Annotated in this window: 31 protein-coding genes; 10 read left to right on the forward strand and 21 right to left on the reverse strand. The window is 57.1% G+C overall.

Features of this window, described 5'->3' with window-relative positions; genetic code table 11:
- Positions 1–466: 466 nt before the first annotated feature.
- The 3 genes from BP758_RS05255 (at position 467) to BP758_RS05265 (ending at position 2,183) form a co-directional block, all read left to right on the forward strand.
- Positions 467–1,132, forward strand: a complete 666-nt coding sequence (locus BP758_RS05255) for a cytochrome c biogenesis CcdA family protein (RefSeq protein ID WP_292369410.1) — start codon at positions 467–469, stop codon at positions 1,130–1,132.
- A 127-nt stretch (positions 1,133–1,259) separates the two neighbouring features.
- On the forward strand, positions 1,260–1,730 hold the full coding sequence (locus BP758_RS05260) for a hypothetical protein (RefSeq protein ID WP_292369412.1): 471 nt from the start codon (positions 1,260–1,262) through the stop codon (positions 1,728–1,730).
- A gap of 57 nt (positions 1,731–1,787) precedes the next feature.
- Entirely contained in the window at positions 1,788–2,183 is a 396-nt protein-coding gene (locus BP758_RS05265; RefSeq protein ID WP_292369414.1) for a hypothetical protein, read from the forward strand.
- Positions 2,184–2,308: 125 nt separating this feature from the next.
- Here BP758_RS05265 and rpl18a read toward each other — a convergent pair whose 3' ends face one another.
- The 12 genes from rpl18a to BP758_RS05325 all read right to left on the reverse strand — a co-directional run bounded on the left by rpl18a (position 2,309) and on the right by BP758_RS05325 (position 8,783).
- On the reverse strand, positions 2,309–2,500 hold the full coding sequence (rpl18a, locus tag BP758_RS05270; protein WP_292369416.1) for a 50S ribosomal protein L18Ae: 192 nt from the start codon (positions 2,498–2,500) through the stop codon (positions 2,309–2,311).
- Positions 2,501–2,505: 5 nt separating this feature from the next.
- Complete coding sequence (locus BP758_RS05275; protein ID WP_292369418.1) at positions 2,506–3,168, reverse strand: translation initiation factor IF-6; 663 nt, start codon at positions 3,166–3,168, stop codon at positions 2,506–2,508.
- Positions 3,169–3,172: 4 nt separating this feature from the next.
- Positions 3,173–3,439: a 50S ribosomal protein L31e gene (locus BP758_RS05280; protein WP_292369420.1), complete on the reverse strand. Its 267-nt coding sequence runs from the start codon at positions 3,437–3,439 to the stop codon at positions 3,173–3,175.
- Positions 3,440–3,443: 4 nt separating this feature from the next.
- The gene (locus tag BP758_RS05285; RefSeq protein ID WP_292369422.1) at positions 3,444–3,596 is read right to left on the reverse strand and encodes a 50S ribosomal protein L39e; all 153 of its coding nucleotides are present in this window, start codon (positions 3,594–3,596) and stop codon (positions 3,444–3,446) included.
- A gap of 13 nt (positions 3,597–3,609) precedes the next feature.
- Positions 3,610–4,200, reverse strand: coding sequence for a DUF7411 family protein (locus BP758_RS05290; RefSeq protein WP_292369424.1), 591 nt, complete (start codon positions 4,198–4,200; stop codon positions 3,610–3,612).
- On the reverse strand, positions 4,200–4,538 hold the full coding sequence (locus BP758_RS05295; RefSeq protein WP_292369426.1) for a DNA-binding protein: 339 nt from the start codon (positions 4,536–4,538) through the stop codon (positions 4,200–4,202). The genes BP758_RS05290 and BP758_RS05295 overlap by 1 nt, the downstream gene beginning before the upstream one ends.
- Positions 4,539–4,553: 15 nt before the next feature.
- The gene (locus tag BP758_RS05300; RefSeq protein WP_292369428.1) at positions 4,554–5,162 is read right to left on the reverse strand and encodes a 30S ribosomal protein S19e; all 609 of its coding nucleotides are present in this window, start codon (positions 5,160–5,162) and stop codon (positions 4,554–4,556) included.
- A 113-nt stretch (positions 5,163–5,275) separates the two neighbouring features.
- Entirely contained in the window at positions 5,276–5,527 is a 252-nt protein-coding gene (locus BP758_RS05305) for a YhbY family RNA-binding protein (RefSeq protein ID WP_292369430.1), read from the reverse strand.
- Positions 5,511–5,837 carry a ribonuclease P protein component 4 gene (locus BP758_RS05310; protein WP_292369432.1) on the reverse strand — a complete coding sequence of 109 codons (327 nt, stop codon included), beginning with the start codon at positions 5,835–5,837 and terminating at the stop codon, positions 5,511–5,513. Before BP758_RS05310 ends, BP758_RS05305 begins: the two co-directional genes overlap by 17 nt.
- A gap of 102 nt (positions 5,838–5,939) precedes the next feature.
- Complete coding sequence (gene purN, locus BP758_RS05315) at positions 5,940–6,548, reverse strand: phosphoribosylglycinamide formyltransferase (protein ID WP_292369434.1); 609 nt, start codon at positions 6,546–6,548, stop codon at positions 5,940–5,942.
- Positions 6,549–6,555: 7 nt separating this feature from the next.
- On the reverse strand, positions 6,556–7,842 hold the full coding sequence (locus BP758_RS05320) for a hemolysin family protein (RefSeq protein WP_292369436.1): 1,287 nt from the start codon (positions 7,840–7,842) through the stop codon (positions 6,556–6,558).
- Positions 7,843–7,958: 116 nt separating this feature from the next.
- Complete coding sequence (locus tag BP758_RS05325; protein ID WP_292369438.1) at positions 7,959–8,783, reverse strand: sugar phosphate isomerase/epimerase family protein; 825 nt, start codon at positions 8,781–8,783, stop codon at positions 7,959–7,961.
- Between the two features lie 44 nt (positions 8,784–8,827).
- Between BP758_RS05325 and xseA the strand changes: the two genes are divergently transcribed.
- The gene (gene xseA / locus BP758_RS05330) at positions 8,828–10,093 is read left to right on the forward strand and encodes an exodeoxyribonuclease VII large subunit (RefSeq protein WP_292369440.1); all 1,266 of its coding nucleotides are present in this window, start codon (positions 8,828–8,830) and stop codon (positions 10,091–10,093) included.
- Entirely contained in the window at positions 10,077–10,262 is a 186-nt protein-coding gene (gene xseB, locus BP758_RS05335) for an exodeoxyribonuclease VII small subunit (RefSeq protein WP_292369442.1), read from the forward strand. Before xseA ends, xseB begins: the two co-directional genes overlap by 17 nt.
- Here xseB and BP758_RS05340 read toward each other — a convergent pair.
- Entirely contained in the window at positions 10,237–10,674 is a 438-nt protein-coding gene (locus BP758_RS05340; protein WP_292369444.1) for a DUF371 domain-containing protein, read from the reverse strand. The genes xseB and BP758_RS05340 overlap by 26 nt on opposite strands.
- 33 nt (positions 10,675–10,707) lie before the next feature.
- Here BP758_RS05340 and BP758_RS05345 point away from each other — a divergent pair, with 33 nt between their 5' ends.
- Positions 10,708–11,283, forward strand: coding sequence for an HVO_0476 family zinc finger protein (locus BP758_RS05345; RefSeq protein WP_292369446.1), 576 nt, complete (start codon positions 10,708–10,710; stop codon positions 11,281–11,283).
- 562 nt (positions 11,284–11,845) lie between these two features.
- Here the strand turns inward: BP758_RS05345 and BP758_RS05350 are convergent.
- Entirely contained in the window at positions 11,846–12,541 is a 696-nt protein-coding gene (locus tag BP758_RS05350; RefSeq protein ID WP_292369448.1) for a hypothetical protein, read from the reverse strand.
- A gap of 242 nt (positions 12,542–12,783) precedes the next feature.
- On the opposite strand from BP758_RS05350, the gene BP758_RS05355 reads away from it, so the two are divergent.
- A complete protein-coding gene (locus BP758_RS05355; protein WP_292369450.1) occupies positions 12,784–13,569 on the forward strand; it encodes a CBS domain-containing ParB/RepB/Spo0J family partition protein in 786 nt (261 codons plus the stop codon).
- A gap of 12 nt (positions 13,570–13,581) precedes the next feature.
- Here the strand turns inward: BP758_RS05355 and BP758_RS05360 are convergent, their stop codons facing one another.
- Positions 13,582–14,760, reverse strand: coding sequence for an NDP-sugar synthase (locus BP758_RS05360; protein ID WP_292369452.1), 1,179 nt, complete (start codon positions 14,758–14,760; stop codon positions 13,582–13,584).
- A 66-nt stretch (positions 14,761–14,826) separates the two neighbouring features.
- Between BP758_RS05360 and BP758_RS05365 the strand changes: the two genes are divergently transcribed.
- Entirely contained in the window at positions 14,827–15,099 is a 273-nt protein-coding gene (locus BP758_RS05365; protein ID WP_292369454.1) for a hypothetical protein, read from the forward strand.
- Between the two features lie 14 nt (positions 15,100–15,113).
- On the opposite strand, the gene BP758_RS05370 is transcribed toward BP758_RS05365, so the two are convergent.
- Positions 15,114–16,553, reverse strand: a complete 1,440-nt coding sequence (locus BP758_RS05370; RefSeq protein ID WP_292369976.1) for a cobyric acid synthase — start codon at positions 16,551–16,553, stop codon at positions 15,114–15,116.
- A 131-nt stretch (positions 16,554–16,684) separates the two neighbouring features.
- On the opposite strand from BP758_RS05370, the gene yciH reads away from it, so the two are divergent.
- Positions 16,685–16,990: a stress response translation initiation inhibitor YciH gene (yciH, locus tag BP758_RS05375; RefSeq protein WP_292369456.1), complete on the forward strand. Its 306-nt coding sequence runs from the start codon at positions 16,685–16,687 to the stop codon at positions 16,988–16,990.
- 139 nt (positions 16,991–17,129) lie between these two features.
- On the opposite strand, the gene BP758_RS05380 is transcribed toward yciH, so the two are convergent.
- From BP758_RS05380 to BP758_RS05400, 5 genes are all read right to left on the reverse strand, one after another.
- The gene (locus tag BP758_RS05380) at positions 17,130–18,179 is read right to left on the reverse strand and encodes a type II secretion system F family protein (RefSeq protein WP_292369458.1); all 1,050 of its coding nucleotides are present in this window, start codon (positions 18,177–18,179) and stop codon (positions 17,130–17,132) included.
- A 1-nt stretch (position 18,180) separates the two neighbouring features.
- On the reverse strand, positions 18,181–19,104 hold the full coding sequence (locus BP758_RS05385) for a type II secretion system F family protein (RefSeq protein WP_292369460.1): 924 nt from the start codon (positions 19,102–19,104) through the stop codon (positions 18,181–18,183).
- A complete protein-coding gene (locus BP758_RS05390) occupies positions 19,097–21,385 on the reverse strand; it encodes a type II/IV secretion system ATPase subunit (RefSeq protein WP_292369462.1) in 2,289 nt (762 codons plus the stop codon). Before BP758_RS05390 ends, BP758_RS05385 begins: the two co-directional genes overlap by 8 nt.
- A 142-nt stretch (positions 21,386–21,527) precedes the next feature.
- On the reverse strand, positions 21,528–22,259 hold the full coding sequence (locus tag BP758_RS05395) for a roadblock/LC7 domain-containing protein (RefSeq protein ID WP_292369464.1): 732 nt from the start codon (positions 22,257–22,259) through the stop codon (positions 21,528–21,530).
- 24 nt (positions 22,260–22,283) lie between these two features.
- Positions 22,284–22,631: a roadblock/LC7 domain-containing protein gene (locus tag BP758_RS05400; RefSeq protein WP_292369465.1), complete on the reverse strand. Its 348-nt coding sequence runs from the start codon at positions 22,629–22,631 to the stop codon at positions 22,284–22,286.
- 197 nt (positions 22,632–22,828) lie between these two features.
- Here BP758_RS05400 and BP758_RS05405 point away from each other — a divergent pair, with 197 nt between their 5' ends.
- A complete protein-coding gene (locus BP758_RS05405) occupies positions 22,829–23,458 on the forward strand; it encodes a hypothetical protein (RefSeq protein WP_292369467.1) in 630 nt (209 codons plus the stop codon).
- Positions 23,459–23,507: the final 49 nt, after the last annotated feature.

Below are 23,507 nucleotides of genomic sequence, written 5' to 3' on the forward strand. Positions count from 1 at the left end.
GGGGGGGGGGGGAGGGGGGGCCCCGCCCCCTCTTCCCCCACCCCGGCGGGGGGGGGCGGGGGGGCGGGGGGGGGGGGCCGGGGGGGCCCCCCCCCCCCCCACCCGCCCCAAAACAACCCCCCTCATCAAAAATGATGACCCTGCCACATTTGGCTTTTCCGTCGTGGTTCCATGCGAAATACAGGCCGGGATTTTGGAGAACACGACCGGTTTTGCGGACAAAAGGGGAAGGGGGTGGCCCCCACCCCCCCCTCCTTCGTTTTTTCTAAGAGGGGGTCACCCTCCCCCCCATGTGCCGGGCCCGGTGGGGGGTACCCCCCTCCCCCATCAGTTCGTACGGGGGGGTCCGGACCTGAGGGAATTGTGTACACAATAGACCCATCAGAGCAGAACGTAATCACTGGCCGGCACAGGATTCCCTCCCCATTCCGAATTATTTTTCCCTGTTCCGGACAATTCTCAACCAATGCCCGCCTTCGACCCCTCGCTCCTCGGGATCTTCGTCTTCGGCCTTATTGCCGGCATCTGCCCGTGCAACAGCGTCCTCTGCCTCGGCCTCATCGGGTACCTCACGAGCGGCGCCACCAAACTCTCCCTCTCCGCCATCCTCCGGCTCGTCCTCGCGTTTACCCTCGGCACCATCCTTGTCCTCCTCCCGCTCGGGCTTGTCGCCGGGTTCCTCGGCCATTACCTCCTCTTCTTAAACAGCACCATTGCCTGGTGTATCGGCGGCGTCCTCCTCATCCTCATGGGCTTCCAGCTCCTCCACCTCTACAAACCGCCCATAAAAAGCATCTTCTCCCGGCTCCGGGCCCCGGTCTCCTACACGGTCACCGGTGCCTTCCTTCTCGGCCTCTCGTTCGGGGCGATCACCATCGGGCGGGGAGCGCCCATGCTCATCGTTGTCCTCACCTACATCGCCCTCTCCCAGACCGCGGTGCAGGGAGTCTTTACCATCCTTGTCTACGCAGTAGGGATGAGCATCCCGCTCATAGTCATCAGCTCGGCCGGCGGTGCGGTCGGGAAGAAGATCAAGGAAAAAGCGAACGTCAGCGGCGAGCTTGCCGACCGGGTGATCGGGATCGCCATTATTGCTATCGGGGTGTACTTCCTGTATTTGGCGTTCGGGTGAAATCAAACAAAAATTTCTCGATAATAAATAGAAAGGGATTTGATGTAGGAATAGGTGATCTGAATTGAATAACACCGTTGACCGAATAAAAACCATTTTTATTTTTTAAGGTGATTGAGGGGAGAGAATGAACCGGTATGTAAACATCGGGATAATTACACTAGGCATAATTGTAAGTCTGGTTGCAGTTGCTACCTTTACAATGAACCAGCACGGAAACACGAAGATGAATGAGATCTATACATTTCCTGCCCCGGAGGAACGAGTCATTGCGTCATTTGGTTTAAATGAGACAAACCCGGATCGAACGGTTTTTTTAGAGAATCCGAATCTCATGGATTCATTTATTATTGCATCCGAAGCGGATATCCAGCCCTATCATTATCCCGACGGACCAGTAATCGGATTTGGGAAGGAGGGGAATGGTTCAGTTGCTGTAATGATAGATGAGACATGGGAAGTAAATCAGTCCGTTGTCAACACGATATACGACCGTCTCTCCTCACGGGGAAAAACATTCAACATAAAGAGTGTCCCATGTAAATTTATCCGAATGAGTTTTTTGAAATCGGATATTGCCAAGGATACTATGCCCTGATTGTCTTCGGATATAGAACCTTAACCATGAATTGCCATTCCGGTAAAGGATTAAACCATGATTGACCAGATTGAAAAAATCCTGAAGTATTGCGTGCTCGGGCTTCTCGCCCTCTTTGCACTTGCCACCCTGTTTATCTTTGTGATAAACTGGGAAACATGGTTCTTTGGGATCAAGCTGGATGGTCTTCCGGCCGGTATCGCCCTTGGTGCAACCTGGCTCACAGCGGCCCTGCTTGCAGCAGCATTCGTCCTCTTCCCCCGGCGGGATCGGTTAACCGGGGGACTGGCGGTTATCTATTTTGGATTCCTGTTTGTTAATTCATCAATGAAAATCCAGAGGGGCTCGTACAGTTTCCAAGGGTTCTCGGCAGTCCTTGCCGCATTTCTCCTCATCTCAATCGCATTCTTCATTATCGCCATAATAAAAGGACATCTGGACAAAACATCCTAAAAAATCATCATAATGCATCGATGAAATCCTCTCGGGACACAAATCCCGTCAGAATTTGATCAAGGAGAACAGGAATTCCGAAAACTCCCGGTGACCTGCACCGGGCTCCCGGAAAAAAATGAGATTTACTCTTTAACCGGTGAAACACCGGAGATCTTGATGTAGCGGCGGGCAAGCTTGTGCTTGCTGCCGATAACCGCAAACGTCCGCTCTTCCGCCTGCTTGGCATTGGGCGCTGCAATAACTTTCGTGTAGGGCATCCAGTCTTCGCCCATCAGGAAGGTACCTTTCACTTCAAACTTCTGCTCTGCTGCCATGATAATTACTCCAGAAATCCAAATACGTCCTCGACCCTGCCGAGTTCAAACCCGCTCGTCGCATTGCCGGCCATGTATCCCGTATCGTTCACGAGAAGGCCGGTCCCCACAAGGCCGCTGCCCATGTTGATCGTGCCGGTCCCGACCGGGATCTTCGCGATCTCTTCTAACCGTGCAATCTCCTGCGCAGTTGCCCGCGGGTGAATAATGACACCCTTGTTCGTTGCGACACCGGCCATGCCGACCGTCCGCACCCCGCCGAACGTCAGGGGGATCACCTCGACCCCCAGAAATGCGCCGATCTCCTCGGCGATCTTCTCGGGAAGGTCCGGGTGGACCACGGCAAACGTATCGTTTACCATGATCACGTTCCCCGCCGCGTTCATCGTGTCGGAAAGGAGCATGACCTTACGGTGCTTCTCTAAGACCGCAAGTTCTGCATCGGTTGCAAGCCCCGAGACCACGAGGCCCCGGCTGTTGCCTGCTACAAGCGAGCCCACGATCGAGCTGCCCTGGATCGTAGTCACTACGAGTTCTGCGCCGAGACCCTCGCGGACAGCGGCCCGGAACTCCTCCGGCGCATCCGGCGGGATCACCGCAATATCGCCTGCTACCCGGGCAAAAACCCCGATATTGGGGTCCCCGGCAAATGTGGTCGTGCGTTCCATATGCTTACGATTCCGGGGCCAGTTCTGCCTGAACCTGCCCGTCCTCCATCTTCATGGCGCGGACCCGGATCTTGGACGGCGGCTTTGAGCTGCCCCGGCTCCACACCTTCTCGTTAATGGACTTGTCAAGCTTGACTTCCTCGGTCTTCATGTGCTTGGCAAGGTACCGGCGGATATCCTTGATAGCGCCGTTCGCCCGCTTCCACCGGGGCATTCGCCTCGCATCCCGGAGCGGGATAATATAGATGTGTTCCTGCATCTGGTCTGCCATGATCTTACACCTTCAACTGGCTTCTGCGCCAGTTGCGTCTCTTCGGGTGGGACACAACCGCTCTTTTCGTCCTGATCATAACCCACTGGGGCACACGCCGGTTCTGGTCGCATGCCTTGGCGAGCCGGATCTTCCTGCCTTTGCTGAGCCTGCTCATAGTAAATTCACCGTTACTTTGTCTTTTTTCCCACCACAAGGGACTGCTCGTGGTGCGGAGGGAAGAGGGCGGCGGGATCTGCGCCGCGGGCACATATCGCCGCCCTGATCTCGGATTCGTAATCGCCGTTTGGGATCGTCCCGGTCTCCCCGTACTCGACGAGGAAGTACCGGTCTGCCAGCCGGTCGATCTCGGATCGCATGTATCCAAGGAGCGGGCGCACATAACTGCTCCCGGTCCTGCCGCAGATGCTCTGCACCTGCGACCGTGCGAGCATCGGGACCCGGTCATCGAACCGTGTCCCGTCGCCCACAACGGTATACTCTCCGGCAAGGGTCTCGATGGCAGTCTGGTGGATGCGGTTGATGGCATCGTTCGGATACCCGTCCGCAATCACCATTTCTGCCATCTCATCAGCCATTCCCGGGGGAAATACCCGTTTTATCAACGGGAACCCCAGCACCTGCGCGGCATGTTCTATTGAAGGGATTAGGCGGGTGCGGTCGAACACAAACGTGTTGAGTTCAACCTCGTAATACGTACCCAGCATTACTGCTGCAAGGGAACTATCCTTCCCGCCGCTGTAAAGCACTCCTGCTTTCATCACTTTCTGGTGATCGAGTAATCCCTTTTTGCCGGCGCAAGCTGCCGGAGCAGGTCTTTTAGCTGTGCATCGGTGATCTTCTGCTTGAGACGCCCGCTCTGGGCGAGCATGACAAGCTGTTGTTCCACGGCGCCGGCAAACTCAGGTTTTGTGAGTTTGATGGTGTTTAAGCGTTCCCGGGCATCGGGCTCGAGAACCTGCATAAGCACCATCTGCACCTGCTGCTTGAGACGCTGCTGCTGTTCGAGTTCATCCTGCATGGCTGCCTGCTGGCCGGCCTGCTGCTGGAGTTGTGCCATCCTTCGTTTCCGGATTTCACTGAGCTCGTCGTCTCCCATGGAATGTCACCTGGATTAGCTTTCAGGCTTCTTGCCTTCAGCTTTCTTGCCTTCGCCCTTCTTTGCTGCAGGCTTCTTCTCGCCCTTTGCATCGTCGGACTTGGCTGCCTTGTCGCCGCCCTTTTGGGCCTTGCCGCCTTTCTTGCCGGCTTCGGCCTTCTTGGGCTCTTCGGCAACCGGCTTTACCCTCTTCGGGACCGGTGCCGGCGGGTGGACGAGCACTTCTTTTGCCGTGTTGTCCAGGTACGCCATGCCGGCAGGGGAAACCCTGCGGCCGGTCTTGTCGTGGATAATTAAGCCCGCGGCTTCAAGCTGCTGGAGAGCTTTACGAAGAATCGATCCGCTGCCCTTCCGGAAAGCATTCGGTTTAGAGCCGCGGTTCTTGCTCCCGCCATAGAAACTCCGCATCCGTTCGACACCCAGGGGGCCGTCGACGTAGACGCGTCTCAGCACTGCTGCTGCCCGAATAAACCACCAGTCGGGGTCCTCGGGCGGCATCTCCTTATGTACCCCGGTCTTCGCGAAGGCAGCCCATGCCGGCGGCTTGATCTCCTGCCGGTTCTTGAGCTCCTCGGCAACCTTCCTGATCAGGTGGTCGGCCGGGACATCATATACGGTCGTCATGACTAGTCCTCACTGTTCTTTAAAATAAATAACAGTCTTAACTTATTGGGTAGCGAGGTTCTTATATATTTCGAGGTCACGGAAGCCCCGGTGACGCCGGGAAAATAAAACAGTTACTTTTTTGGTTTTTTGCCGCGTTCGGCAAGCACCATCGTCTTTCCCCGGACACTTACGAGTTCTGCCTTTGCGGCTGCGGCAACCGCTGCCGGGTCGACCTCGGTGTTCTGGAGCCATTTGACCTTGATGGTCTTGCGCTTCTTGAGCTGGGCAGCGATCTCCTCGACCGTTGCTTCGGTGCAGCCCTGCTTTCCGATCCAGACCGTGGGCTTGAGGTCCTGCATTCCGGGATCATTCGGTGTTGTCATGATGGTTCTCCACCCGGTACCGGGTTGTCTTTTTGCAGGACAGGCAGGTGACCGCCACATGGCCCGGGTGAATCCGGACCCGCATGTTTGCCCCGGGCACCAGGTACCGGTAGCAGTGGTGGCAGTACCGGCGCCGGAACCCGGCATCGATCCGGACCCGCTCGCGCATGGCGATCTTCCTTGCAATCTCCACGTACCGGTCGCTGTATTCGGGGTGCTCGGGAAAGATCCGTTCTGCCTCGGCAAAGAGCACCGCGATGCGTTCGCGGGCCAGCGGTTTTGCCGGGGGGATGCGGCGTCGGTCTTTCATGGTTGTTGTGCCTGCCCCTTTCTCTAGGATGTCATACTATTGACGCCCGCAACTATTAAAAGAACGGGACTATCCGGTAACGGGACCGTGCCTGCCGGGCCCTTACATCCGGACTTTGACGCTGCGGCCTTCGATCGTGAGCCGGTCTTCGCAGAAGAGCCGGACTGCTTCGGGGAGCGCGATGTGCTCCTGGATGAGGATGCGGTTTGCGAGCGTGTCCTCGTCGTCGTCGTCCAGTACCCGGACGCAGCGCTGGAGGATGATCGGGCCGCCGTCGAGGCTCTCGTCCACGAAGTGCACGGTGCAGCCTGCCAGTTTTACCCCGTGTTCGAGCGCCTGCCGCTGCGCATGGAGGCCGGTGAAGCTGGGAAGGAGCGCCGGGTGGATGTTGATCATCTTCCCGGCATATTCCCGGACAATGGCCGACCCGAGGATGCGCATGTACCCGGCGAGCACGACGAGATCGGGGTTCTGCTCTTTGAGCGCCGCAAGGAGCGCCTGCTCGTAGAGCTCCCGGGTCGCATATGCACCGTAATCGACGATGACGACCGGGATCTTCGCGGCATTCGCCCGCTCGATCGCATAGGCCTTGGGGTTGTCCGTGACGAGCGCCACGCAGTCGGCGGGGATTGCCCCCCGCTGGAGCGCCCCGATGATGGCCTGGAAGTTCGACCCCCGTCCCGATACGACAACAACGATCCGCTTTGTCATGGTACCTTCACCGTTCCGCAGTATGCTCGTCCTTATCCGCCGATTCCGGGCGTACCACGCACTTGATCTTCACGATCCGCCGGCCATGCATCTGCATGACCACAAGGGTGATCCTGCCGGCCTCGATCACTACCTTCTCGCCCGGGTGCTGGGGGATATGCCCGAGCCGGTCGATCAAAAGGCCGCCGACCGTCTCGTACGCCTCGCTCGTGGGGAGGCCGATGTGCAGGTCCTCGTTGATATCGTCCACCCACATCTGGGCGTCGAGCACATAGACCCCTTCGGAGATCGTCTGGACGTCCGGCTCTTCCTTGTCGTACTCGTCCATGATGTCCCCGACGAGTTCTTCGAGGATATCTTCCACCGTTACGATCCCGACAAAGCTGCTGTACTCGTCGATCACGATCGCGATCTGCACCCGGTGGACCTGGAGCTCTTTTAGGAGATCGTCGATCTTCTTGGTCTCGGGGACAAAGGTCGGGTCGTACATGATCTCCGTAATCGCGAGATCCTTCCTCTTCGAGGCCATGGCGGAGAAGACGTCCTTGACGTTCAAGACCCCGGTGATGTTATCGAGCTGCTCGTGGTATACCGGGATGCGGGAGAAGCCGGTCTCGCTGAAGATCCGGATCGCCTCGCTCGCCGTGGTCGTGTCTTCCATGGCGATCACATCGACACGGGGCGTCATGATCTCGCGGGCGGTAGTGTCCCCGAATTCGAGCACCGAGTAGAGCATCTCCTTTTCGTCCTGCTCGATCGTGCCCTCCTCTTTCCCCACATCGATCCATTCCTTGATCTCCTCTTCGGTGACCGCGGGTTCGGAGGTATCCTTTCCCATGCCGCGGGACGGGTACACCTTCTGGATGGCCCAGATGACCGGCGAAAGGACGCGGGACAGGGCAAGGATTACCGGCGCTACTGCCCGGGGGAAGGTATCCGAGGCACGGGACGCATAGATCTTGGGGCCGATCTCGCCGAACATTAAAAGGACGACCGTGACCACCCCGGTCGCAATCCCGACACCGATGTTCCCGAAGATGCTGATCGCAACTGCGGTTGCAATCGCAGCTGCGGCGATGTTGACGATTGTGTTCCCGATTAAGATGGTGATCAGGAAGTGATCCGGGTTCTCCTTGAGCTTTGCGAGCGCTGCCGCTCCGGGTTTGTTGTCGTTTACGAGTGTCCTGACCTTTGCTTTGGTAATCGAGATCAGGGCGACTTCCGAGCTTGAAAAAAATGCAGAAAGCACGACGCAGATGACAAAGAGCACGAGATAAAAAAAGTCCTCAATCATCCTCTTTCACGCCGTGCAAAAACACGCCAGGTTCCTTGGTTCATAATAGTTCTTGGTAGTGAAGTTATGGGAGATGTGATTTAATAAAACCAACGGGTTGTGTCAGGCGGTCTGTTTTAGGGGGCCATGCATGCCCGCATGAAGGCATTGTCCCGCGAGAGGATCGCAGTCTTCCCGGATGAGGATACCGGCCGGCCGAAGTTGAGGTCGTCGATCTCAAGCATCAGGCCGCCCGCATAGTGCCGGTCGCGGAGTGCACCCAGGATATTCCCGATGGCCGGGCTCTCGTCCAGGGGGAAGTGGAGCCTGCCCTTCTCCACCCGGCTGATATGGACGTTTGCGAGCCGGTCGCCGCAGAGCCGGATATATTCCATCGCGGTCTCCTCCGATGCAGCAAGGGCATGGGAGGTATCGAGCGTGAACTTCAGCCAGGGTTCGCGATCGAGCACCTCGCGCATTCGCTCCGGCGTGCAGATCAGGGAGTTGACCGCGGGCTCCATGTTCTCTATCGCAACCGTGACCGAATCTCTGATCGCTGCCTCGCGGAGCCTCCCGATATACAGGTCGAACCGCGCAAAGTCCGCATCGCCCGGCGGGCGTTTTGCGGTCCGCCGTCCCGGGTGGACGGTGAGCACCGCTGCCCCGAGCATCCCCGCCATCTCAAGGGACCGGACCGCCCAGTCCACCGAGACTTCCGCAACATCGGGGTTGATCGAGCAGGGATTGAGATCGAGGACCGGCGTGTGGACGGTGAGCGTGTGGATCCCGGGATGCGCTTTTTTTACAGCGAGCACCTCGCCCGCGGGAAGATCGCGGAGCCAGAAGTGGGGCGTCTCCAGCCAGTATTCTACCCCGTCAAGACCAGCCTGTGCGGCAAACGAAAAGATCTCGTCTGTGGTATATTCATGGAAGAACATGCTCGAAACGCCGAAGGCAGTCATGATACTACTAATTGATAAACGGAATCATGCATAATATTTCCTTCATGGACTGGTTCTACCGCGACGAGCCGGCAGAGGCGCCGGAAGCCCCGGCTGTCACGGATGCCCCGCTCACGGTAGCCGAGGTCTCTGCAAGGATCGAGACCCTGCTCGACAGCCCGGATCTCCAGGATATCCGGGTGCTCGGGGAAGTGACCAACTTCAAGCACCATTCCCGGGGCCATCTCTACTTTTCCCTTTCGGAGAAAGGCGGGGGGAGCACGGCGGCGGTCATCAAGTGCGTGATGTGGCGTTCCGATGCTGATCGCCTGGCCTTCGAGCCGGAGGACGGCATGGAAGTGACGATTGCCGGCTCGGTCCGGGTCTATGCGCCCCACGGGACTTACCAGATACAGGTAAAATCGATTGCCCGGGGCGGGGCCGGGGAGAAGTACCTGCTCGTGGAGAAGTGGAAAAAGGAACTCGCGGCCGAGGGTTGTTTTGCCACCGAAAGGAAACGGGAGCTCCCGGCCTTTCCCGCACGGGTGGGGGTCGTTACTTCAGAGACCGGGGCGGTGATCCACGATATCCGGACCGTGATTGCCCGGAGATACCCGGTGGAGATCGTCATCTCCCCGACTGCCGTGCAGGGCGAGACTGCGCACAGCGAGATCGCCCGGGCAATCGAACGGGTTGCGGGGCACGTGGACGTGGTGATCGTTGCCCGGGGAGGGGGAAGTTTCGAGGACCTCTTCCCCTTCAACCACCCCGACGTGGTGCGGGCGATCGTGGCCTGCCCGGTGCCGGTAGTCTCGGCGGTCGGCCACGAGGTTGACGTGACGCTCGCCGATCTCGCAGCGGATATCCGGGCGCCCACCCCGTCCGCTGCCGCAGAGCTCGTGGTGCCGGACAAAAAGGATCTCCGGCTCGCGCTCCGCGAGCTAAAAGGGCAGATGGGCGCGGCGCTGCAGGCAAAGGTGGCGCGGGCACAGGACGATCTGACCGGCCTCAGGGACCGGCTGCGCCCGCAGCGGTTCGCGAAAAAAGTGGAAGAGAAACGGCAGGCCACGGCAGATCTCGCCGACCGGCTGGAGCGGGCATATGCCACCCGGTGCGAACGCGAGCGGCTGGTGCTCTCCGGCCTGCGGACGGCGCTTGAAGGGAGGAGCCCCAAAGCACTCCTTGCCCGGGGATACTGCGTTGCAGAAAAAGACGGCATCCTTGTCACATCGGTGGATGCCCTCGCCATCAGCGACCGGCTTTCCTTACGATTTTCGGACGGCAGGAGTAAGGTGATTGTGGAGCGTGTGGACCATGACGGAAACCTATGAAGAAAAGATCGCATTGTTACGCGAGATTATCCAGAAGATCGAAGACGGATCTACGAGCCTTGACGAGAGCATGAAACTCTACGAGCAGGGCGCAGTGCTGGTCAGGCAGTGCGAGACCCTGCTTGCCGCGGCAGAAGAGAAGATCACGACCCTTGCCCGGGACGCGTGACTGTCAGGGTCACGGTCATCTCCGCACCGTTTTTGAGCGCAGCGATCAGCTCCCGGGGCAGCGTTGCCGCCACCTGATCGGAGCAGATCCCGATCGTCCGCCCGCAGGTAAACGTGCTCCGGCGCCAGACCAGATCGGCCGGGTGGTTGAGGAGGAGGCCGTCTGCACCCCGCGACCGGATCACGGCCTCGAATCCTCCGGCACGAAGACGGGTCACGAGCACCGCATCGTCGTGGGCAAGGCACTCCCTGAATTCCGGGGAGAGCCCGGCACAGCCCTTGTCGGCGCCGACCGCGATGATACAGTTGCCGTTCTCGGTAAGGTGCTCCTCGCAGGTCACCTCGAATGTCGTCGGGTGGGTGCCAAGGACAAGGGAGTGGCCCCGGCATACAATGGTTTCCCGTGCCTCCATGTTTTATCATGTGGGGGTGCCATTCATATTTTAATGTTTATCACCGTTTTATGTCCCGTGTGCAACGAGGAGACCGAGCACGAGGTCTTAAGTGAATCCCGTGACCTCCTTGTCAGGTGTACTGCCTGCGGGCACCACCACCATATCCCCAAAGAGAAAGAGCAAAAGCCGCTTGTGATAAAGACCATCATTTCCCGGGAAGGAGCGTCGATCACCGGCAGTATCGAGTTCGATCCCGACGACGAGTGCTCTGTTGACGATCATCTCGTAGCCGAAAGCGGGGACGACGCCTACGGGGTCGAAGTCACCTCCATCGAATGCGGGGAGAAACGCCCGCAGCGGGCAAAGGTCAAGGATATCACCACCCTCTGGACCCGGACCATCGACCGGGTTGTCGTGAAGATCTCCATCCACGATGGCAGGAAGACCATCCCGCTGTACAAGGAATGCGATGGCGAGGAGGAGTTCGCTGTCGGTGAAAAGTATATTGTTGACGGGAAACGCTTTGTCATCTCCCACATCAAGCTGCGCGACGGGCCCCTGATGCGGAAAGATACCTGGAAGACCGTGGCCCACCGGATAAAACGGGTCTACGGGGTTAAGGGATAACCTGCCCGGGCCCCCCGATCCGGGGGCTGTTTTTGCTTTTTTTTAATATCTTTTTGGCTTTTTTCGTAAAGACCCCTGCCGGGGCTGGCGGGGTCCCGCTGGATTTGCCGAAAGATGCCTCTATTTTCATGCCCGACCCCCTGCACCCGCCCGGTTTGTTTCGTGCATGACCGGGGAACAAAAAGAGGGGGATGCCACCACCCGGTTTACCCCGGTAAAACCAGGCAATGTGAGGGGAACGATCGCGGCCCGGGAGGGATACCGGAACCCGTTTTCGTACACTAATATATGGTCCGACCCCCTGCATGACCGGACAAAAAAGGGTGCACCATACGGGCAGTTTTACGAAGAGAGTTTAGGGCAAAAAATCGGGAAATGGCATGCAGGGGGTCGGATGAAAAAAGAGCGGGTACCGGAGGGGGCGGGAACGGGCAGGCCGCCAAAAAAACCGAGCGTACACGAGTCCGGCCGACCGCAGCGGTTCTTTTATCGGTTACGGCTGCACGGCAACCACTACACAAAGGCTGGCTAAAAAAAAAGATCCGGTTATCCGGAGGTACGATCAGGACGATGCCTTATTGAGGGAGGTGACGGTTATATCCACGGTGGGATACGCAAAGTCGATGGTGATATCGTCAGCGGTCTTGTTGGTTACCTCGCCAAGGCGCATGTAATAGTCGCTTGTCGAGTTGCTGTATTCTGCCTGGGGATTCGAAGAGACCCCGAGGGCAAGGACACTGCCGACTTTCATGGCGGAGAAATTGACCTTGTGCGCTTCCAGCTGGTCTGCCGTCCAGACCTGGGTCATGGGCTTGCTCTCGGTCAAGGGGATCGTTTTCTGACCTGTTGCACGCATCCCGACAATCCCGTTGCTGATCGCATCGTACTCGTTTGCAAACAGGGCAAACTGGGTCGACCAGCCGGTCCCTTCGCTGTACACCTGGACCGGGTACACGGACGATGTCGCAGACTGGTTCGCGGTCACGGTGAGCTGCTTAGAGTACAAGATATTCGAACCGGAGCTGAGCGCCTGCTTGTACACCGTGGCATCCGTGGTGACAAGGGGGTTCCCGTGCGCATCTTTCAGGGTATAATCCACAACGGCAACATCGCCCGGCTGTACCACGGCAAGGGACGAGATCCAGCTCGATCCCATGGCGGAGATGATCATCATTGCGGCAAAGACCACGCAGATCCCGACGGCAAGTATTTTTATCCAGAGTTTTCTCGATTTTTCATCCTGTTTTTTCGTGCCCATTCCTACAATCCTCCTTATTATGTCCATGCCAAACGGTCATAAACTATTCTAAAAGACCGCACCCGGCAGAAATACCGCAGGATTGCAAAAAAACAGGTTTTGGGAACGCCGTGGGGGAATGCCCCCCCACGAACAGCGTCCCCCGCCCGGCATCTGGACGCGAGAGGGAACTGGGGGTGTTTTTCACCGGCCCACGCATTTTACCGATCCCTTTAAAGTAATACGCGCCGGAATCTGTACTGATGGACAAGAAAAAGGTCAAGGACTATATGACCTACGACGTCGTCAGCGTCGATCTCCACGGCACCGTAGAATCGGTGATCGAGAAGATCCAGCAGACCAAGCACGACGGCTTCCCGGTCGTGGACGGCGACAAAGTGGTCGGGTATATCGCCGCCCGGGACCTTCTCTTTGTCAGGCCCGGCGAGACGATAGAACAGGCAATGTCCGGCGAACTGATCGTAGCCGATCCCGAGATGGATATCACCGATGCCGCACGGGTGATCTTCCGGAGCGGGATCCAGAAACTCCCGGTCGTGGACGAGAAGAACCACCTTCTTGGGATCATCTCGAACTCCGATGTGATCCGGTCGCAGATCGAGCATGTCTCCCCGGAAAAAGTATTCAATTTCATGACGACCCTAAAGAAGCTCTACGGTGTCGACCCGACCCTCACGCGGGGCATCGTGCCCGTAAAGGACCTTCTCCCGACCCAGTCCAAGATCTACGAGGACGAACTGGAAGGGCGGATCTACGAGATCAAAAAGGGGCTTGCCGAACCCATCATCGTTGTACGGCGTCCGGGACGGATCATTCTCGTGGACGGCCACCACCGGGCAGTAGCGGCAAAACGCCTCGGGATCACTGCGCTTGATGCTTACATCATCGAGATCAACGAGGATATCGAACTCGGGATGGAGCGTACGGCAAATACGATGAACTTAAAAACGCTCGACGATGTGCAGGTTCTGGACTATGCCCGCCACCCGCTCGTTGCAATCACGCACCGACTGGTAAAACGGCCATAAAAAAAATAGTTTTTACGATCCCTCGCACCGGAGATCGAACTTATCGTTTAAGATATGCTCTTTTACTACGGTATCGTCGCAGACAACAACCTCGGGCCAGACCCGGGTCTTTGAATGGACGATCACCCGGTCGCGGAGGACGACCCGGGGGCCGATCACCGTGTCGTTCTCGATACTGCACCCTTCGCCGACATGGGTGTCGTTGTCGAGGATGCTTCCCGAGATGGTGGTATTGGGTCCGATCACGGCACGGTTGTACAGGGATGACGAGAAGATCTTCGCATTGTTCCGGATGATACAGCGCTCACCGATGCTCGTGTAGGGTCCGATCAGGACATTGTTTCCTATCGTTGTCCCGGAGCCGATCGCTACCGGCCCGATCACCCTCGTGTTCTTCCCGAGCGTGATAGAATCCCCGAGCTGCACCGGCCCCTGCACATGGGCCCCGTGCATGGAGAGGTCGCCGATGATATCCGTGGTCATGATATCCTGGAGCTTCCACCGCTCAGCCTGGCGGAGCGAGTGGGGGCTGCCGACATCGGTCCAGTTCCCGCGGGCAAGCCAGCCTTTGAGGGTCTTTCCCTCCTCCATTAAGTGCGGGAAGAGGTCGCGGGCGAAATCGAACTTCTTTCCTGCCGGGATATGGTCGAAGACCTCGGGCTTGCAGACGTACATCCCCGTGCTTGCAAGGTTCGAGAAGATCTCTCCCGGGGCAGGCTTCTCCTTGAACCGTTTTATCTCGTAGTTGACATCGATCTCGGCAATACCGTACTCCCCGGGATCGTCGATCGAGATGAGACCGATGGAGGTGATCGCCTTCTCGGTCCGGTGGAACCGGTAGAATTCGAGGACGTTTAAGTCAGTGACATGGTCCCCGCCCACCACGAGGAAGTCCTGCCCGTCGAGGTACTTTTTCGCATTCCTGACGCTGCCGGCGGTCCCAAGCTTGGTCTTCTCGTGGACGTACGTTATATCGACACCGAAGAGCGAGCCGTCGCCAAGGGCGTTCTCGATATCCTGCCCCTTGTACCCGAGCGTCATCACCACTTCGCGGAACCCCAGGTTGGAGAGATGGGATACCAGGTGCTGGATGGAGGGGCGGTTGACAATCGGGATGCAGGGCTTCGGGCGTTCGAATGTGAGGGGGCGGAGGCGCGTTCCTTCCCCCCCGCACATAATACACACCTTCATGGGAGGTAATTTTGGTGCTGAATTGCTTTAAGTATAGTGCCTGTCTACCTATGGGATAACGAGCGAATGCTTATGGGATCCGATACGTACCGCGAACTTGAGGTAACGAAGGGCACGGTCCAGTGCCTCCCGGAAAAACGCGAGCCGGTAGCCCACTGCCGGCTCTGCATCCACTGCCGTGAATTTAAGATTAAGGACCAGTACGTAAAATCCCCGTCCCTTGCCTACTGTGTAAAATGCCAGGTGACCGGCGAGGTCGATCTCTCGGTTGTCCAGGCAGTCCGGTGCGCCGACCGGCAGGGAGAGGGGTTCCATAATATTGCAGATATCATCGGGTGAACGTACCCCGCCATTCACCGGATCAGTGCGACAATGGCATCCATGTCAACGTGCTGCTCGTAGATATCGGCAAGATCGTCGTAGGGGTCGCTGCCGGCGGCGGGAACCGGCGTATACGCGAGTCCTTTTTTTGCATACAGGCAGCCGAGGAGGGCATTGACCGCAGAGGGGTTTAAGAAGAGCCCGTGCATGTAAGTCCCGAATACGAGACCGTCCGGGCTGACCCGCCCGTCACCGGCAAATGCCTCGCGATCCTTTCCCTCCCCGGTCGTGCCCATGTGGATCTCGTACCCGGTCACGGTGCCCATTGCCGAGAGGATCGGCGGTACCGGGCACGCCCCGCGGCTGACCTGCGTGGTGTTCTTGGAATAGGAGGAAAACCGGGTAACGCAGTCGAGAAGGCCCAGACCTGCATACGTTCCTGCCGCCGATTCGAAACCGTCGTCAACCAGGCTTGTCCCAAGCATCTGGTATCCCCCGCATATCCCGATCACCGGTATCCCCGTTTCCCGCGCTGCAATGATCCGCCGGTCCATCCCGGCTTTTTTGAGTGCGGCGAGATCGTCGATGGTATTCTTGGTGCCGGGAATGATGACGGCATCGTAACCTTCGAGAGCTGCATCGCAGGGAAGGTACTCGACCGAGGCATACTGTTCGAGGAGTTCGAAATCCGTAAAGTTCGAGATATGGGGCAGCCGGATAACGGCTATCCTGACCGGGAAATTGTTCCTGGCCTTATCGGCTATCGAAAGGGAGTCCTCGCTCGGGAGCGGGAGGGAGAAATACGGGACAACGCCAAGGACCGGAAGGCCCGTGAGCTCCTCGATCTTTGTTATTCCCGAGGCAAAGATAGCCGGATCGCCGCAGAACTTGTTGATGATGATCCCTTTTACAAGAGGCCGCACGGTCTCGGGCAGGAGCTGTATCGTGCCGTAGATCTGGGCAAAGACACCTCCCCGCTCGATATCGGCAACAAGGAGGATCGGAAGCCGGAGACGCTCTGCAAGCAGGGTGTTTGCGATATCGCGGTCATAGAGATTGATCTCCGCCGCACCCCCGGCCCCTTCGACAACAACCTGCCCGTACTCCGCTTCGAGCCTTCTGAATGCAGCGACCGCTTCTTCGAGGAGATGCGGGGTTTCTGTATAATATTCTGCGATCGGGACATCCTTATACGGATGGCCGAACAGCACCACCTGCGAGACGCAGTCTCCCTTGGGCTTGAGGAGGACCGGGTTCATGTCCGTTGCCGGGGCAAGCCGGGCTGCCCAGGCCTGCATTGCCTGTGCCATCCCGATCTCCCCGCCGTCTGCGGTGACAAAGGAGTTGAGGCTCATGTTCTGGGACTTAAACGGCGCTACCCGGAAACCGCGGCGGATCAGGCACCGGCAGAGTGCTGCAACGGTTACGCTCTTTCCCACATGGGACGAGGTCCCGACCACCATGAGCGACATTCTTACAGTCATTAGAATCCCCGCACATAAAACAGATACGTGTCAGAATCGCGTGCAAAACCATCAGTACGGGACGTATATCGCCCGGACAATGCCAAGTAATAAATAACCAGAACTTAAAAATAGCTGTAATGATTGGTGGCATTTGCCCGACGTGTGGACTTCCTAGGGAATTATGTATCTGCGAGGAGGTAGCAAAGGAACAGCAGCGGATCAATGTAAAAGTGAACAAACGCCGGTACGGGAAAGAAGTGACCGTGATAGATGGTCTTGACCCTACCGATATTGATCTCGAAGACTTATCCAAATTCATGAAAGGGAAACTCGCCTGCGGTGGCACGGTAAAAGGCAATTCCATTGAATTGCAGGGCAATCACCGCGAGCGGGTAAAAGAGCTCCTCTCTCTCAAGGGATACAGCACGGAAAATATCTCTTAAAAAATCTTTTTTCGTTTTTCATTCAGCCCTGTGCGCCGGATACTTTCAGGTTTTCGTCCGGTTCGCTGCCCGTACGGTTCAGGCAGTCAGTATCTCTCAAAAAAGGGGTCCTGACCGATCCGGTACCGCACCGAACCGATCAGATGAAGAACCGGAACACAAACCAGGAGATGACGAGCATGATCGCGGAATACTTCAGACCGGCAATAACCCGTCCCTCGCCCATCTGCCCGGCACAGAGGCCCGAGAAGAATCCCTGGATCATTGCTGCGTGACAGAACAACCGTTTGTACGCCGGAAGATCGATCCGGGCCATGAACTTGCTGCTCGCCCCCGTTGCCTGTGCCGCTGCCCCGGCCGTAGCCATCGTACTTAAGAACGTGCTCACGAGGATGGCAATGACAAACATGAACACCGCCCATGAGACAAGGACGATGATTACGTAGATCAGCATATTGTTGCGGCGTTCCTGGGCAAGGTTCACGGTTTCGAAGGTATCGTTTGCCGCTGCACGCAGCACCTCGCTGATATCGCCCCCGGCCTTGCTTGCCTTGGCAATGAGATCGACGCTCCGGTCGGCAAGGGGGGTGCCAAGGTTCCGCCCGAACCGGTACATGGCCTCGACAAACCCGACCCCCCATGACATCTCGTTGTCCAGTTTCCGGATATGGGGGGTGAGGGCGCCATACTCTGCATTGGCTACCAGGTGAACGGCATTCGGGAGGGTCATGCCGGAATCGTTCATTCCTGCAAGATCCCGGAAGAAGTTCGGGAGCGCTTCCTCAAGGTTCTTTTTCCGGCTCTGCTCCCGGAAATCCAGGATCGCTACCGGAACAATCGAGATGAGGATGGCAAGAACGGCAAAGTCATCGATCATCGTCGAGGTAAAGAGGACCCTGATGCCGTACACCTGCACCATGGAGAGAAAGCCCCCGAAAAAGACGATCAGGGACAGGGGAAGACAGACCACGAGGATGTTCTCCGGTTTTTCCGTGAGCACCCGGACCGGGTGTCTAAGGAACCTGCCAAACCCTTCCCGGCTTTTCCGTTCGGCATCCAGCCTGCCGGAGATGGTGGTGAGCTCGTCTTCCTCCGTATCCGCGTTCTTCTTATAGTGGGGATCTTCGGGAAGAGGGGAGCGTTCCTTTTTTTGCCCGAACAATCCTGTGAAGGTATCCTTGATCGCCATATCAGGTCTCCGGGGTCATGGAACTGATCATGATAATGAACATCGACGTGCCAAAGGGGATCATCAGGTAGATGACCACATAGAGAAAGATCGGCTTGGAATCCCCCCCGATGACGGACATAATGGACTGGAGGATGATCAAAAACAGGGTTCCCGCCACCATTGCAGTGACATAGGATTCGGCAATGAGCGCCAGGGTATCGAGGAACATCTTCTGGGACTGCCGGTTCTCCAGCGCGTACTGGTTTGCCTTGGTGCGGAAATATTCCGTAAGGTTTCCTCCGCTCGATATGCTGGCCATGGCACCCTGTAAGAACTCCTTCATCCGGTGGGAAGGGGTGCTTGCGGAGACTATCCTGAGCGCATCGATAAGATCCCTCCCGAAGATATCGATCTCGCGGGCTACATACCGGGCTTCGGCTGCGCTTTCCCCGTAGATCGGGCTGTCGCCCAGCAGGCGGAAGATCTCCGCCGGGGTGATCCCGGCCGTGGACATGGAGGTGATATAGTTGATGGCGTACGGGAGGGTTGCGTCGATATTCCTGCGCCGGTTCCCTGCCACCATGGAAGGATAGGCCAAAAAAACCACGTAGGTCATTCCCCCGAACACAAGGAGGGAAAAGACTACGACAAAGAACGTCCCGAGGATGAGGCCGTACTGGTTGAGGAAGAGCATCACGGACGGCACTTCGCCCTTGTAGTGGATGAGGTTGGGGAGTTTTAAGACCCAGGTAAGGAGGCCAAGACAGATGGCGGAGACCAGTCCTACGATAACGGAACTGACAATGGCAGTCGAAGTATAGACTTCAAACGGGGTCCTGAGCCGGGCAGAGAGCAGATCGTTTCTGAGCTGGGCATAATCTCCCCTCCGGGCCTTCATCCGCATCCCGAGAAGGTTGAAGCAGAACCGTTCGAAACTATTCATACAGCTCCGCTCTCACCCGTTCGATAACTACTTCCGGTTCCCGGTAATACGAGATTAAGATCTTTGCCACATCCTTGTAGTGACGGATCTTCTTGATCCGCATCCACTCAAGGACCTCCTGCCGGCGCTTGAGTTCCTCCCGCATCCGGTTCTCGTTCCAGCCCCGGGCCTCCATGATCTCCTCGAGGATATAGGACTTCCCGGAATAGGCGATCTCGTCTGTTGCCGACTTCCAGCGGAAGACCTCGTTTGTGATCAGTTCGTTTGTCCGGGGATCGATATCGAGGATCTCGACGATCTGCTTGTTCCGGCGGATCCGTTTGCCCCCCATCCGGGCCTGTACCTGGATACAGACGATATCGAGCGCAGAGAGCATGTTCCGCGGGACATCCATGGGGGGGTTCTCGATACGGTGCACGACGCTTGCGACCGAGTCCGCATGGATGGTCGAGTACGTAACATGGCCGGTGCTCATCGCCTGGAAGAGCGTCTGGCACTCCTTGCCGCGGACTTCACCCACGATAATGTATTCGGGGCGCTGACGCATGGCGGCACGCAGGAGCTCGTACATGTTGATCTCCCCGCGTCCCGAGGTATCGAACGAGTCCCGGGTCACGCTCGGGATCCAGTTGGGATGGGGGAGCTTTACTTCCCTCGTATCTTCGAGGCTGACAATCTTTGCCATCGGCGGGATAAAGAGCGAGATCGCGTTTAAGGACGTGGTCTTCCCCGAAGCGGTTCCCCCGGCAAAGATGGCAGATTTCCCGTTCTCGACCGCCAGCCAGATATAGGCGAGGGAGAGCGGGGCAAACGTGTGCCATTCGATGAGATCGGTCGGGGTGATCGGTTCGTCCTTGAACTTACGGATCGTAAAGGTCGAGCCATGGGCGGTGACCTCCTGCCCGAGGGTCATCTGGATACGCGATCCGTCGGTCATGGTAGCATCGAGGATGGGTTCGGCAATGGAGATGTACTTCCCTGCACGCTGGGCAAGTTTTGTGACAAACGAATCGAGTTCCACGGCATTATGGTACATCAGCGTGGTCTTCATGGATTCGTAACTGGAATGGAACGCAAAGATGGGCGTATCCACACCGTCGCACGAGATATCCTCGATATATTTGTCGTGCATGATTGCATCGATCAGGCCGTCGCCCAAAAACTCCTTGTGCATGTTATAGAGGATCTTCTCGCGCTGGACGGGGCTGAGCCTGATGCCGTAGTCAGAGAGGATATCGTCGACGGTTGCCCGGAGCTTGTTCTGTGCCTCTCCTTTTGTGATATCCTTCGTGTTGATATCCAGGGTTTCAAAGAGCCGTTCCTTGAGCTCGGAGAGGAGCTCTTTTTCCGGTTCGGACAGGACCGGCTCGATCACCTGGTAGGTGTATTCATGGGTTGCATGATCGTAGATCACCCGCACGTAGGCATACGGTTCGTTGACCGGGTACATCTCCATCTCTTCGATGCCGGGTCCCGGTTCAAAGCTCAGATCCACAAGCGGCCCGTGGACGGATGCCTTGTACTCTTCGGGAATGGCATGTATAGCGCTAAAAAGGGACGACAGGCCGGATTTTTTCGCCGGTTCCTTTGGAAGGGCGTCAGGGTCCGGTGCAAACTCAGTTTCGAGATCCTTGAAACCCGCCGTAGAGAATTCGCGCTTCCAGATCTCGGCCAGCTCCGGGGGAAGGGAGACGGTTCCGGTCTTTTCAAAGGCGTTGAATCCGCCGTGAAGTTTAATCTCATCGATCTGGAACGTGGCGCCTTTGGGGAGGATAAGACCGGAAATTTCGGTGATCTGATCGACAGATATCACCCGGTCGCCGGCTTCCGGTTCCGCCGTTGAAGAATCGGAACCCTCCTCTTTTACGGAGACCTTTCTCTTCTTAAAAAAGGACGCAGCCCCATGGGTACGGGGGTCTTCATCAAGGATTTCAACGACAGGTTCTGCCGCCGTACCGGTGTCCTCTGGAGGAGGGGGGGTCTTCTCTTCCTTTTGGAGGGGCGCCGGCTGTGGCGCAGCCCCTGATTGCGCGAGAAACTTTCCCAGCACGGCCCGTACATCCCTGCCTTTGAGGTCCTGACCCGGAAGGTGCGGTTCCTCATCCGGGAGATCTTCAAAAAGGGCATCGTCTTCCGAAAGCCCGGTCTCCGTATCTGCCGGGGGAATACCGAAGTGAGTTCCCGACGGGGATGCCGGATTCTCTTTGGGGGGGCTGACTTCGCGGATCTTTTTTAAGAGGGCGCCAATATCGGTCTCTTTTTCTTCATCGTCTGATGTCAACCCGACCATCCTCCCCGTGACAAAACGCGGCACCCCTGCATTTAAAAATCCTATTTATCTCTGACTATATCTATCCTCTGGATTACAACCGTCAGGTCAGTACCGCGGATACGGTTCCCCCGCAGGGTCATACGGCTTCTTCCTATTCGCTCTGGAGGCTCCGGATCGCCACCCGCAAGAGCCCCAGCTGGACATCGGCCCGGGCAATGACACAGAGAGAGAGATCGCCGCAGGGGGCAATGATCACTTTCTTCTCGGCAGTTTCAAGGATCAGCTGTTCGGCCGGGCCGAAGTCCATATCTGCGGCGATCCGCGATCCTGCCCTGATGAAATCTTCTGCAAGTGCGGCGACATGCTCGAAATCCGCCTCGCCTCGCGACAGAACGGGAAATCCTTCATAAAATGCCGAAACTGCAATGACCCCGGGCTGCGAGGCAATCTTTGCAAGCAGCGCTTCGTTAAGGGGGGAGAGGGGGGAGGGCAACTGCCGGGCAGAATCGCTTCCTTTCTCTTCGGGTACGGTAGTCCCCCGCTCATATTCGGGATCTATCAGCAGGCCGCCCTGCGCACATAATGCCCGTGCCTCGGCAAAGTCCCCGGACCCATATGCCCTCAGGATAATGTTCTGCCGGATACCTTCCTCTTCGGTATCAACATCCCCCAGCACGTATTGCGCCGCAGGTTTTCCTTTCCAGGTACCCTGCCGGTTCGTGTAGTACGCAGCGATCAGTTCCCCGGTTCTCGCGAGAAGGAATCCCCGCCCCTTGTCGGAATCGATCTCGATGGCACCGGTAAAAACCTTCAGTTCCTGGATCATCCCTTCTTTGTGGGGAGGGGTAAGAACCCGTCCCCCGGTACCTGCGGGTAACTTCATAATACCGGGGCAGTAAGAAAACGGTTACAGCGCTGCAATGATGCGTTCCTTGTTCTTCTTGAGTTCGTAGCGAATCCGGCCAATATTTGCCGTTGTGTCCGCAACAAGGGCGATCAGTTCGTCCGCGGACAGGGGGGCAAGCAGTATCGGACCTTTCTCCAGTTCGACGAGCATCTGGGAAAGTTCGCCTTTCCCCAGGGTATTTCCCATGGCTTCGGAGGTCCCAAGACCCGTTGACGCCATGGCACCCAGTGCCTCTATGTCCACTTTGCCGGAGACAGCACTTTCAATAACAAACCCGTCCCGTCCCACGACAACGGCAGCGGATACCCCCTCCACTCTCAAAAACTCCTCTAACAACGGTTTGAGCATATCTTCACCACAGATAAATGACTCATTCTTGCTTTTTCTTATTAAACATTGGTTTTATAAACGACAACGCAGGAACGGGCCTGAAAACCCCGGGTTACCCCGAAACGGCAGGTCTCAGGTATCGTTACGCGGTCAATGGGGATCTGTCGCATATCCATAAAGAAAGTATATAGTTGCCCGGGAACATTAGAGGGAATATGCAACTTCCCCGCGGAACATTCCGGGAGATCAAAAAGAACCGGAAAACCGGAGATGTTCTCAGAGAACTGCAACACGACCGGTTTTCCGGGATCTGCTGTATTTCCTGCCATGATGAAGTCTGCACGCTGGTGATACGGGCAGGAGACTGCATCCTTGCCGAATACGGCACAGGCAAAGGGGATGCAGCGCTCGATACTATCCTGCATTCTTTTGGAGATGAGGATGTCGATGCAGCCCTTTCCTCGTTTGACGAGGTACAGATCCGGTTGTCCCTCGAATTCAATACCGCAGAGCAGGTACGGCTCGCCGGGCACCGGGCTTCCCAGGCACGCTCCTCATCACCCGGTAAACACCATACCGTCCTGCCGGAACATCGTCCCGAAAAAGTGCATCAAACACCTGCCGGCCAAAATAAACCATCAGATCCGCAATCAGCGATCCGGACAGCCCGTGCAGGGCAGGGAGATTATGAGGGCAGTTCCAGCCTGCATGCAGGATCGGGGGATGATGAAGACCTCTTCGATTCCATGAATATTGAAGAAGTGACCGGCAAACTCAGGGCAGAATGTAAAACTTTAGTGAAAAACCTGGACCTTGAACACCTGATGGAACGGGATTCAAAGTGACGGGGGATGCCGTATTTCCCTGATTTTTGGTATTGACAACGGTATCCTC

The sequence above is a fragment of the Methanoregula sp. UBA64 genome, from assembly GCF_002502735.1.
GTDB lineage: Archaea > Halobacteriota > Methanomicrobia > Methanomicrobiales > Methanospirillaceae > Methanoregula.